This window comes from Arcobacter thermotolerans (assembly GCF_983172305.1).
The window spans coordinates 247760-260301 of sequence record NZ_CFAFZJ010000001.1 but is presented as its reverse complement, the minus strand read 5'-3'; the positions used below and the strand labels follow the sequence as shown (position 1 = coordinate 260301).

Sequence of the window (12542 nt, the reverse complement as noted above, 5' to 3'; positions counted from 1 at the left end):
TTATCTCTATTTAATTTTTTATTTGATAAAATTCTGCTCGTCCAGCGCTGGAGACTTTACTCTCTAAAAGGACTACTTTATGGAAACTATGTCTGATATGTCATATATTATTGACACACTCTACGTACTGTTTGCGATGACTTTAGTTGTTTTTATGTATCCTGGCTTTGCTATGTTGGAAGCTGGAATTGTTAGAACAAAAAATGTTACTGCTGTCTTAACTATCAATATTCTTATTTTTTCAATTGCATCTTTAGCATTCGTTTTAGTTGGTTATTCTTTAGCATTTGGAGAAGGACTAAACGATGAAAATATAAATTATGCAACAGTTTTATTTCAGATGGCTTTCGTTGGAAAGGCAATGAATGTTATGAGTGGTGGTATTAGTGAAAGAGCTAGAGTAATACCAATAGCAATATTTACAGTAATTATGAGTTCTGTTTTATATCCTTTAGTGGTAAATTTAACTTGGGGTTCAAATTTTCTAAAAGATACAGTCTTAGATATATCATCAATGCACGACTTAGCAGGTTCTACAATTATACACAGTACTGGTGGTTGGGCTTTATTAGCTGCTTTACTAATAGTAGGAGCTAGAACTGGAAGATATACAAAAGAGGGTGGAGTTAGAGTTATTCCTGCTTCAAATATACCTTTGGTTACTTTGGGAGCTTTACTTTTATGGATTGGTTGGTTTGGATTTAATGGTGGAAGTGTAGGAAGTATTGCTTCAAAAGAGGATGCACATCTTGTTTCATTAGTAATCTTAAATACAAATACAGCTGGTTTTGCAGGTGCAATTGCAGTGGCAATTATGATGTATATTATGTACAAAAAATTTGATATCACTATGATTTTAAATGGTGGTTTAGGAGGTCTTGTTTCAATTACAGCAGCAGCTGATGTAGTTGGTGTTTACTCTCCTATTTTAATAGGAGCAATTGGTGGAATACTGGTTGTTCTTGGGGTATTTATGTTTGATAAATTAAGAATAGATGATCCTGTTGGAGCTTTATCAGTACATTTAATAAATGGAATTTGGGGAACATTAGCAGTAGGAATTTTTGCTTCAAATGGTGATGATATCACATTCTTAGGACAATTAAAAGGGGTTGTGTTTGTTGGAGTACTTGTTTTTATAAGTTCGTATGTATTGTTGTATATCTTACATAAAATCATACCAGTAAGAGCAAAACGAGATCAAGAGATGCAAGGTTTAGATGTTGAAGAGTGCGGTTTAGAAGCTTATCCAGAATTTAAACGAGCATTCTAATAATATTAGTTTAATAAAATTTTGTTAAAATAATTGAATTAAAGAAAGGATTAATATTGAAAAAAATAGAAGCTATAATTAAACCATTTAAACTTGAAGATGTTAAAGATGCATTAACTCAAGCTGGAATTTCAGGTATGACTGTATTAGATGTTAAAGGTTATGGAAGACAACAAGGGCACAGCGAACTATATAGAGGTGCTGAATATGTTGTTGATTTTTTGCCAAAGATTAAATTAGAGTTAATAGTTGCTGATGAAGATGTTGATAAAATAATAACAGTAATCACAGAAGCTGCAAAGACTGGAAATATTGGTGATGGTAAAATATTTGTTTCATCTATTGAAAAAATCATAAGAATTAGAACAGGTGAACAAGATGAGGAAGCTATTTAAATGGAAAAAACATTTATTTTAAATGAACCTTTGGATATGCACTTACATTTAAGAGATGGCGACATGCTTAGGCTTGTTGCCCCTCTTACATCAAATAGTTTTAGTGGTGCTTTGGTTATGCCAAATTTAGTCCCTCCTGTTACTACTAAAGATGCTTTATTATCTTATAAAAAAAGAGTTATAGAAGCTTGTAAAGGTGATGATTTTACTCCATATATGACACTGTTTTTTCAAAATAACTATAGTTTTGAGTTTTTAGAAGATATTAAAGATGAGATTATTGGAATTAAACTTTATCCAGCAGGAATTACTACAAACTCTGAAACAGGAGTTTCTTCTATGGATATTGAAGTTTTAAGACCTACTTTAGAAAATATGAGCCGCCTTGGAATTCCTCTTTGTATTCATGGTGAAACAAATGGTTTTGTAATGGATAGAGAAAAAGAGTTTATGCCAATTTATGAAAGTTTGGCTATTGCTTTTCCTAATTTAAAAATCGTAATGGAGCATATTACAACAAAAGATGCAGTTGAATTGCTTGATAAGTATCCAAACCTTTATGCAACAGTTACTTTGCACCATTTACTAATAACTTTAGATGATGTAGCAGGTGGAATGCTAGATCCTCATCTTTTTTGTAAACCAATAGCAAAAAGACCAGAAGATAGAAATGCACTTTTAAATGCAGCTTTAAAAGCTCATCCAAAACTTATGTTTGGAAGTGATAGTGCTCCTCATCCAAAACATAAAAAAGAGTGTTGTGGTTGTGCAGCAGGAGTTTTCACATCACCAATTGCTTTACAAGTTTTAGTTGAACTTTTTGAAAAACATGATAGTTTAGAAAATTTAAATGATTTTGTATCAAATAATGCAAAAAAAATTTATGGATTAAATTTAGAGCCAAAAACTATAAATCTAGTAAAAAAAGATTTTATAGTTCCTGCTATTTATGAGTATAAAGATGAAAAAGTTGTACCAATGTATGCAGGTAAAACTATCTCTTGGAGTATAGATAGTATTCAAAAATAGGCTAAATTTAGCCTATTAAGAGAAATTAGAGTTTCTTCTTTCATTTATTAATTTTTTAATATTTTCAGCATTCTCTTTTGCCTTTTGTTCTCTCTCTTCTCTCATAAGTCTAAGAGTTTCAAGAGTCTCTTGTTTCTCTTTATCAAGATTTGATCTAATCTCAATTGCTTTTCTATTGTTTGAAATACCACAAACAGCAGAAAATTTCTCTTTTTTATTTACATAAACTATACTATCAGATGAAGCAGCATTTTTATTAAATACAATTACATCTCCCTCTTTTAGATTTAAAATTTCTAAAGTAGTCATTTCTGTCTCTGCCATAATTGGTTCTATTTTCATTCTGGCACCTGAAATTAGAGTTTTTATATCTTGTTTACGGCTTAGTTTTTTATTTTTACCTTCACTAAAAATTTTATCAACAATTTTATTTAATAAGGGTTCAATATAAGAAATAGGGTAACAAATAGATAAAAATCCTGAGTCCTCATCAATAGTTATTTCAAAAACAACAAGTAAAACTATATCGTGGTCTGAAACTATTTGAATCGCATTTGCATTTGTATCACTTGATTCTATTTTAAAATTTAAACTAGAAACATCACTCCAAGTTTTATATAAAATTTTAATAAACATTTTATAAAAATGTTCAAGAACTTTTATCTCTATTTCTGTTAATTCTCTATCAAGATTATCCATAGTGTTTACAGCACCACTTCCTAGCAAATCAGCTATTACTTTATGTGAAATTGTAGGGTTACACTCGATTACTATTCTTCCATCAAGAGGTTTCATAGATAGTGTACTAAGTGATGTAACTTGAGGAATAGATAAAATAAACTCACCATAAGTCATCTGTTCAATTGATGTAAGTTTTACATCTACAACTTTTCTAAGCATCGAACTTAAATCATTTGTAAACTCTCTTAACATCTTATCATGCATTGTTGTAAGAGCTTTTAGTTGATCTAGTGTTACTCTATTTGGTTTTTTGAAGTCATATATAGAGTAATTTTTCTCTTTAGCTGTAAATTTATCAAGTGGATTTGTACCATCAATATCATCACCTTGCTCAGCTATATCTAAAAGAGCATCTATCTCATCTTGACTTAAAAATTCTGCCATAGTTCATTATCCTCTTAATTCAATATCAACATCAATCGCACCCATCTCTTTAATCATTCTAAGGGTATCTATAATCTCATTCATAGGAACTTTCATTACCTTCATAGAACGAACTAAATCAGATACAGTTGGCTCTTTTTTTGTATTTATCATGGCATTGTTTATATCAATTACTGGTTTATCAGCAATTTTTACATTATCACCAATATCAACACCTTTGTTTATAGATGGATTATTCCAATCTACTTCTCCTAATCCCGATTTATCAATTCTTATTGTGAAGTTATTTCTTGCTATTACTATTGGTGAAATAACAATATCCCCACCCGCAATAATAGATTCTCTATTTACATCAATAATAAGTTTTTTTCTAAATGTTGAGTCTAGTTCTATATTTTCAACTTTTGAAATAAAGCTTACTATTGACATATTATTTGGTTTTTGAACTTCAATAGTTCTAGTATCTAAAGCAGTTGCAAGTTTTTGTCCAAATACCTCATTTATTTTTTTCTCTACTAAGTCAGCATTTTTTGCAGAATTTTTATATAGACTTAACTGAATAGATTTTTCACCTTGAAGTTCATAATCTATCTCATTTTCAACTGTAGCACCTTCATATATAAAACCTGTTGTTTTATTATTTGTATTTGCTACAACAGTTCCTTGAGCAACAGCATAAACATTTCCATCAACACCTTTTAGTTGAGTCATTAAAAGCTCACCAAAATCTATAGATTTTGCATCACCAATAGTAGAAACTGTAACTTTAATTTTATCGCCTTGTCTTGAAAATGCTGGTAAATCAGCAGTTACCATAACAGCAGCAATATTTTTTGAATTAATAGAACCAGCTGGAATTTTTATATATGAGTTTGTAAGTAAGTTTTGTAAGCTTTGCATAGTAAACTTAGATTTATCACCAGTTCCTGGTAATCCAACAATAAGACCATAACCAATAAGTTGATTGTCTCTTATTCCAATAACATTTGAAATATCTTTTATAGTTTGAGAAAACAAAGAGCAAATAAGTAAAGAGATGATAATAAAAATTTTCAAAAAAATCCTTCATAAATTTTTAGTTTTTATTTTATCGAAATTTTAATAAAAAAAGGTATAATCAAAGCAAAATTTCAAACTATAATAGGGCAAAAGATATTGAATATTTTCATCTACGGAAATCAAAACTTTAAAAATGAAGTACACAAAATTTTATTAAATTCTAAAATAGAGACAATTTTAGAAGATGTAAAAATTGAAGATATATCAAATATTGATATCTTAAAAGAGAATATAGCTAAAAACCCAGACGATATTTATTTGATTGATGAAGATAAAATAATAAAAAAAAGCAGATTTAAGTTTTTAAAACAAAAAGATGGAATAGAAGAGGATTTTTTACTTCAGTATGGTGTTAATGATTTATCAATAGATTCATTAGAAGAGATACCAAATTATATAATTAGAAAATATGAAAGAATTGCTTTCAAAGAAAAAGATAAAAGTGAAGAGATAAAAAATGAAGATTTACTTTTAGATAATGAATTAGCAAATCTTTTAGAAAGTAAAGAACAAGAAAATAGTCAGAATTTGACTAGCTCAATTTTAGAAGAACCAGTTGGAATCAATATAAATGAACTTGATAATTTGATTGAACTTGAGAGTTCAGATAAAGAAAAATTAGATACAAATTATATTAGTATGGAAGATTTTGATGAAAATTTTGGTTTAAACAATGTCTCTTTTGATTATGATGATGATTCAACATTTAATCAAGATTTAAAAAGTGATGAAGATTTACTACAAGATATTTTAAATAATAGTATAGTCGATGAAGATGATTATGAGTTTGTTGGTGAAACTTTTGAAGATGTAAACTTTTTGGATGAAATTTTTCCAAATAGTACAATTTTTGATATGGATGAAAATAGTACTAAATCCATAAACATAGTTTTGCAAGAAAAAGATAAAGAAGAGACGAATGAAGATGAACTGAAAAAAGATGAATTAGAAAACATTGAAAACTTCCAATTTAATGAAGTTTTTCAAAATATAGAAAATAAAAAAGATGAAGATATTAAACAAATAGATAAAAATATAGATATAATTGAAAATATTGAAGAAAAAAATGAAGAAAAAAATGAAGAAGAAAATGAAGAAGAAAATGAAGAAGAAAAAACACCAGAATATGAAAATATTGAAATAGATGAACTAAATGATTTAAATTTAGAAGATTTTAGTTTTGCAGACCTAGACCTACAAAATAAAAAATCAGAAGATGTAAGCAAAAAAGGAGAAGATATGAGTGATGATTTTTTTGAATTAGATAGTTTAAATGAGCAAGATTTAATTGAAGCTTTAAGCGGTTCAGGTATATCAAATGTTGCACAAACTGATACACAAAATATAAAAGAATCCCAAAAAATGGAAATTTCAAATAACAATATTGATATAGGAAGTTCAAATATAAATGATATAGCTAGTTTAATATCAAAATTATTAAACAACAAAACTTTAGAAATTACAATAAAAATAAAAGAGTAGTATGGATTTATTGGCAATTGCTCAAAATACAGTTAAAATAATTTTGCTAGTTGGTATGCCATCATTGATGATTAGTATGATTATTGGACTTATAATATCAATATTTTCTGCTGTTACACAAGTAAATGATGCAGCACTTTCGTTTGTACCAAAAATGATTTTTGTATCAGCATTTATTTTATTTACACTTCCTTGGGTTGGTGAAAATATTGAAACATTTACAATTGAGTTATGGAATATGATTTTAATATTTGGTAAGTAGATGATACAAAAATTATATAATCTTAAAAAAACACAAACTGAACAAAAACTAATAGAAAAATCAAGTTTAGAGCAAGAAGTTTATAAGATAGATGAAGAAGTTGGAGATTTAAATCATAGAATAAACACAGCAACTGTTGAAAAGTTGGGTTCAATTTCAGATTTTATGATTTTAGCTATGCACAAAGATAGTTTAAGATTTGAGGTAAAAAAATTATTAAGTAAAAAGAATCAACTATTAAAAAAAATAGATGATATATTTGTAGAGATTATAGAGTTGCAAAAAGAGAGTGAACAATATAAATATATTTTGGATGAAGAGAGAGAACAAAAAAGAAAAGATGCTTTGCATTTTGAAATATTAGAGAGTGAAGAGTTTATTCAAAGTAAATATATTAAAGGAAAAAGTTGATAAATAAAGTTTTAATGGTAATAGTTTTTTCATTATCTCTAAATGCTGCTGTTGAAACAAGTAGCTCATTAACTAAACAGAAAATGGAAGTTTTAGAGTTAAAAAATGAGTTAAATAATTTTTATAATGAAAAAGAGAAAGAGTATCAAAGACAAAAAAAAGAGCTTGAAGATATCTTAACAAAAATTGAGCAAGAAAAAGCAGAAATTAAAAGATTATATGAAAAAAATGATGAGATATTAAAAGAGATAAGGTCTGAGGTTGTTAAAAAATCGATAAGAGTTTTTGAGCTTATGAAAGCAAAAGTTGCTGCGGAGATTTTTGATCAAATGATATTAGAAGGTAAAATTGATGATGTTTTTGATATAATCGTAAGATTAAAGGAAGCAAATGTATCAAATATTATGAAAACAATGAGTCTTGAAAATTCATCAAGATTGATTCAAAAATTAGAAAGATACAATAAAGATAAGCAAAAGAGGGACTAAAAATGGCAGATGAAAACGAAGTTGTAAAAAAAACATCAGATGGAAAAGGCTTACTAATAGTTTTATTGGTGCTTGTAATTGTTTTAATTATGGCAGTTGCAGGTGGGACATATTTTTTATTGAATAAAATTTCAAATAGTAATCAAGGTTCAAATAACAATACAGAAGAGGTTGCTAAAGCCTCTTCTAGTTCAGCATCTGGTAGTGAAGCAAAGTTTAAAGCAGATGTAAATGAATTAGTTTTAAATCTAACAGATTCAAAGGGTAGAGAGAAGATTATGAAATTATCTTTTTCTATAAGAAGTAGTGACCCTCTTATTGCAACAATAGTTCAAGATTATTTAGCAGAAATTACAGATGTTGTTATTACTCAAATAAGTTCAAGAAGCTCAGAAGAGTTACTAACTGTTGGTGGAAAGAATCTATTAAAAGATGAGTTAATATCAGAAATAAATAATGTAATTAATTTTGTTACAAAGAGTAATTCTAACGTTGTTAGTAATATTCTTTTTACAACTTTTGTAATAAAATAAGAGAAAATGATAGTAAAAGTTAGAAAAAAGAGTAGCAGCTCAAAGATTTTAAAATTAATTATTATAGCTGGACTTTTTTTCGGAATAGTATATATTTCTCTTTTAATAAAAGAGGAAAACCTTTTATCAATTGAGCTTGAAAAAGCAAAGGAAGATGAAAAAATAGCTATTCAAATTGAGCAGGAAAAAAAAGAAAAAGAGAAATTAGATGCTCAGAGAATTATTTTGATTGAAGTTGAGAAAGTTGTTGATTTAATTGGACAAAATAATATAAATGATATAAAAATTGTTAAGAATAAAGTTGTTTATATTTTAAATCCAAATACAAATATAGATGCTATAAATATTAGATATGGAGCTATGGCACTTATAAAGAAAAGTTTCAAAGAGATTGTAGTAGTAGTTGATTTGGAACATATTTTAAAAGGTAAATTAGGATGAAAAATATTTTATTTTTATTTATAATATCTTTGTTATTTACATCTTGTGGAGCATTAACTGAACCAAAAATCGATTTTACAAAACCACCACAACAAGTAACAAAAGAACCTCCTGTTGTTAGAAAAAATAAAGGTTCTTTATACTCAGTTCAAGGAACATCTCTTTTTGCTGATAAAAAAGATTTACAAGTTGGAGATATAATTCAAGTTGTAATAAGTGAAGGAATTACACAAAAAAGTGATAATAAAAGAGAGTTAACTAGCGATAGAAAGAATGAGTTTGGTGGAGGAATGTTTGCTTCTATGGGAGGAAATCCACTAAATAGTACAGTTGGAAGAGTAACAGATAAAGCAAATTCTGTATTTGGAGTAAATTTTAATACAGAAAGTAGCGATAGTGATAAAGGAAAAGTAAAAACTCAAGTAAATGAGAATTTTGATACTAAAATATCAGCTATTATAGATGAAACTTATCAAAATGGTAACTATTTCATAAAAGGAAATAAAGAGGTAATAATTGATGGTCAAAAACAAGAGATTGTAATTACAGGTGTTATAAGACCATACGATATAACATCTGATAATTCAATAAACTCTTCACAAATTGCAAATTTAAAAATGCTTTATAAAAAAGATGGAGCAGAAGCTGATTTACTGCAAGTTCCATGGGGAACAAAAATCTTAAGAGCAATATGGCCATTTTAAACTAAAATTAAGAAATGTAATGCAATAATTTTACATATTATAAAAGGAGTAAATATGTTTTCTACATTGAGTGTTTCTCAAACAGGGCTTAACACATCAAAGTATGCTATTGAGAATGTTAGTAACAATCAAGCAAATAGAAATACTCCTGGATATAAAAAAAGAGTAGCGGATTTAAGTGAAATTAGATTAAATGGTGTACATATAACAGGACAAGGTGTTAATTTTGGTGGAATATCAAGAGTTACATCTCAATATATGTATGACAAGTTTATGCAAGAGAGTACAAAAGCTAATTATTTAGATAAATCTTCAAATATGTTAGGTGGTATTGAAAAAATTTTTGCAGAAACTGATAGTAGTGGTTTTTCAGTTGATTTAAATAGATATTTTCAATCTGTAGAAAGTCTAAGAACAAATCCTAGTTCTGAAGTAAATAGAAGTTATATGAAAACTCAAGGTGCTGTTATTGTTGAATCTTTACAAAACTTATATTCAAGTATAGAAAAACAAGCACAAATAGAAAAAGTTGAGTTAAAAACAGATGTTAAAAAAGTAAATCAGATTTTAAAAGAGATTGCAGATGTAAATGTAAAAATTGAAAAATATGATCCATCTGTAAATGATTTACTAGATAAAAGAGATTTGCTAGAACTTGAATTATCAAAATTTGTTGATGTTGATATAAATAGAGATGCTGGTTTTTATGAGATAAAAATAGGTGGGGTTGTTGCTGTTTCAAATAATATTTTTCATAAAGAGATAGAAATAGAAGATAGATTAACTCCTCAAATTGATAAGTTTAATCATATTAGACAAAATGCTGACGGTTCTAGTACAGTTTTTGATTCTTTAAAATATAATTCAGATTTTACAGCAAAAGCACCTTATGATGCTGATGATACTATAACTTATAAGTTAAATAATGAATTTTCTGTGAGTGTTAAGATTGGTGAGACTATAACTGGAAATTGGGATGGTGATCCAAATACTCCTGATACAACTATGACTGTTGATAATGATAATTTAACAAGAGCATTTATGGTTAAAATAAATAGTGATCCAAATATGAGTAAACTAGTTACTGCTCATAATGGAGAATATACTCTTGATGCAAGTGGTAACAAAATTCCTATGTATCCAAATAGTGATAACTATTTAAAAATTGAGTCAAATTTACCAGGAGTTGATAACGAGTTCACTGGAAGATTTAGTATTGAAAGAAAAACTGGTACGGTTGTAAATGGAAGAGAAACTATATATAAAAATGATAAAGAGAGTAAAATTGGACAAACTGATACAGTTTTAACTATTTTAGATCAAGATTTAAATCTGAAAAGTGGATCTATGAGAGCTCAAGTTGAAAATTTATCTACATCAAATCCAAACAATAAGTTTCAAAAATATTTAGACCAGTTGGATCAATTTGCTCAAACTTTAGCAGATGTAAATAGCTCATACATAAGAGTTGGTGAAAATGATTATGTTTATGGAAGAGATGGATCAGAAGCACATAATACAGCACCATTTCCACCAAATGGTGGAGATATTGTAAATATGAATCTGTTTAGTGGTTCTAGTGTTAAAACATTAAAATTTGATAAAAATGCAGTAAATGATTTGAATCAACAAAATTTGGATTACTTAGCAACTCTTCAGTGGAAAGATAACTTATCATTTAAAGGTGGAGCTCAAAATCCAAACGATGTAAACTCTACTTCTTTTGTAGAGTTTTATAGAAATTTAAAAGTAGGAGTTTCTACTGATAAAGAAGAGGCAAACTATGGGTTTGAAGTACAAGATGCAATAGCTAATAATTTAGGGACAGCTTATAATGAAGTTGTAAAAGTAAATTCAGATGATGAGATGATAGATTTGATGAAATTTCAAGCAGCATTTAGTGCAAATGCTCAAGTGATTTCGGCAGTTGATGAAATGATACAAACTCTTCTTGGCATGAAGAGATAAAACTTACTAATAAGGAGTAGCAAATGGCAGAAGGAATTTTAGGACTAGGACAAGGTCAAGCAGCTTCACTAAATAGTGATATGCTAGAAAAATTAAAAGCTGTTGATAGAAAAGCTACAGTTGAACCAATAGAAAAAAAACTTGAAAAATTTGAAAGTGAAAAGAAAGTTATTTCAGATGTAACAACAAAAGTAAATGAACTTTTTGATGCTGTTAAAGTTTTCTCTTTAAATCAAAGTACTGGTACAAATGCTTTTCAACAAAAAAGTGCAAATGTTTCTGGAGATGGGGTTGTTTTTGATTCAGATGATTTAAGTGCTTTAAAAACTGGAAGCTTGAGAGTTGAAGTAAAGGAATTAGCACAAAAAGATGTTTGGCAATCAAGCCCCCAATTTGATGGAACAACTGTTACGAAAGATAGCAAGATTAATGAGGGCGATTTAACTATAAAGTTAGGTAGTGGTCAAGCAATACCAATAAGTACAACAGATAAATCATACAGTGAACTAGTAACAGAAATCAACAAAATTAGTGGAGTTCAAGCATCTTTAGTAGAAGATTCAACTGGTAATTTTAGATTATCAATAAAAAGTACTGAAACTGGTTCTGCAAATAAAATTACAATTGAAGGAGCTGCTTATACTCATTTTGGTTTTGCAAACGTTTTAAAAGCTAAGGATATGGAATTAACAGCAGATGGAGTAAATTACTCTTCTAGTTCAAATACAGTTACAATTGATGGACTAAAAATAACAGCTACAAAAGCAACTGGTGATTCAACAATAAATATAGAGAATGATACAACAACTCTTTCAGCTCAAATGAAAAATTTCGCTGATAAGTTCAATGAATTAAGAGCAACTATTGAAAATGAGATTTATAGTGCTGATGCAAGTGTTGATAACAAAGGTGCATTAAGAGATATGCTAGCAACTATCAAAAATGAACTTTTTGGAACAGGTTCAGGAGATAAGTCTATATTTAGCTTTGGATTTTCACTAGATGAAAAAAGTGGTGATATAATTTTTAATCAAAAAGATTTTGAAGCTTCAATAAAAAATGGAACAGCTGATTTGGAAGCTTTATTCGCAGGAACACCTGATAAAAAAGGAATTGCAACATCTATGGATGAGGCTATTAGTATTAGTGGAGTTACAAAAAATCTTTTAGATTATGAGATAAATATGTTAGAAAGAGAAGAGAGATTAAAAAAAGATAAAGAAACTGCAGAAACAACTCTTGATAATAAATACTCTCTAATGGCACAACAATTTGCTTCATATGGAGTTATGATAAACCAAATGGAATCATCATTTTCTGGTTTAAAAATGCTTATTTTACAATCACAAGCTTCTAGATAGGAGTCTTTAAA

14 protein-coding genes are annotated in these 12542 nt (G+C 28.1%); 12 read left to right on the top strand and 2 right to left on the bottom strand.

Annotation, left to right across the window (positions count from 1 at the left end):
* Positions 1-79 precede the first annotated feature (79 nt).
* From AC5LG6_RS01445 to pyrC, 3 genes are read left to right on the top strand one after another with little or no spacing between them, the layout of a single operon-like run.
* Complete coding sequence (locus AC5LG6_RS01445; RefSeq protein ID WP_066154060.1) at positions 80-1273, top strand: ammonium transporter; 1194 nt, start codon at positions 80-82, stop codon at positions 1271-1273.
* A gap of 56 nt (positions 1274-1329) precedes the next feature.
* Positions 1330-1668 (top strand): P-II family nitrogen regulator, encoded by a 339-nt coding sequence (locus tag AC5LG6_RS01440; RefSeq protein ID WP_066154063.1) that lies wholly within the window; start codon positions 1330-1332, stop codon positions 1666-1668.
* Positions 1669-2697 (top strand): dihydroorotase, encoded by a 1029-nt coding sequence (pyrC, locus tag AC5LG6_RS01435; RefSeq protein WP_498585500.1) that lies wholly within the window; start codon positions 1669-1671, stop codon positions 2695-2697.
* Between the two features lie 15 nt (positions 2698-2712).
* Here pyrC and fliM read toward each other — a convergent pair whose 3' ends face one another.
* Positions 2713-3822, bottom strand: a complete 1110-nt coding sequence (fliM, locus tag AC5LG6_RS01430; protein WP_066154071.1) for a flagellar motor switch protein FliM — start codon at positions 3820-3822, stop codon at positions 2713-2715.
* 6 nt (positions 3823-3828) lie between these two features.
* A complete protein-coding gene (locus AC5LG6_RS01425) occupies positions 3829-4878 on the bottom strand; it encodes a flagellar basal body P-ring protein FlgI (protein WP_066167187.1) in 1050 nt (349 codons plus the stop codon).
* 99 nt (positions 4879-4977) lie between these two features.
* Here AC5LG6_RS01425 and AC5LG6_RS01420 point away from each other — a divergent pair, with 99 nt between their 5' ends.
* Genes AC5LG6_RS01420 through fliD form a run of 9 tightly spaced genes read left to right on the top strand, consistent with a single transcriptional unit; the run spans position 4978 to position 12531 of the window.
* Positions 4978-6363, top strand: a complete 1386-nt coding sequence (locus AC5LG6_RS01420) for a hypothetical protein (protein ID WP_498585499.1) — start codon at positions 4978-4980, stop codon at positions 6361-6363.
* 1 nt (position 6364) lies between these two features.
* Complete coding sequence (locus tag AC5LG6_RS01415) at positions 6365-6625, top strand: flagellar biosynthetic protein FliQ (RefSeq protein ID WP_148570345.1); 261 nt, start codon at positions 6365-6367, stop codon at positions 6623-6625.
* The gene (locus AC5LG6_RS01410) at positions 6626-7036 is read left to right on the top strand and encodes a hypothetical protein (RefSeq protein WP_066154083.1); all 411 of its coding nucleotides are present in this window, start codon (positions 6626-6628) and stop codon (positions 7034-7036) included.
* Positions 7033-7524: a MotE family protein gene (locus AC5LG6_RS01405; RefSeq protein ID WP_141051248.1), complete on the top strand. Its 492-nt coding sequence runs from the start codon at positions 7033-7035 to the stop codon at positions 7522-7524. Before AC5LG6_RS01410 ends, AC5LG6_RS01405 begins: the two co-directional genes overlap by 4 nt.
* 2 nt (positions 7525-7526) lie before the next feature.
* Entirely contained in the window at positions 7527-8057 is a 531-nt protein-coding gene (locus AC5LG6_RS01400; protein WP_066167180.1) for a flagellar basal body-associated FliL family protein, read from the top strand.
* Positions 8058-8063: 6 nt separating this feature from the next.
* On the top strand, positions 8064-8498 hold the full coding sequence (locus tag AC5LG6_RS01395) for a hypothetical protein (protein WP_066222011.1): 435 nt from the start codon (positions 8064-8066) through the stop codon (positions 8496-8498).
* Positions 8495-9202: a flagellar basal body L-ring protein FlgH gene (locus AC5LG6_RS01390; protein WP_066405364.1), complete on the top strand. Its 708-nt coding sequence runs from the start codon at positions 8495-8497 to the stop codon at positions 9200-9202. Before AC5LG6_RS01395 ends, AC5LG6_RS01390 begins: the two co-directional genes overlap by 4 nt.
* 54 nt (positions 9203-9256) lie before the next feature.
* Positions 9257-11170: a flagellar hook-associated protein FlgK gene (locus AC5LG6_RS01385; RefSeq protein WP_498585498.1), complete on the top strand. Its 1914-nt coding sequence runs from the start codon at positions 9257-9259 to the stop codon at positions 11168-11170.
* A 23-nt stretch (positions 11171-11193) separates the two neighbouring features.
* A complete protein-coding gene (fliD, locus tag AC5LG6_RS01380) occupies positions 11194-12531 on the top strand; it encodes a flagellar filament capping protein FliD (RefSeq protein WP_498585497.1) in 1338 nt (445 codons plus the stop codon).
* The last annotated feature ends 11 nt before the right edge of the window (positions 12532-12542 follow it).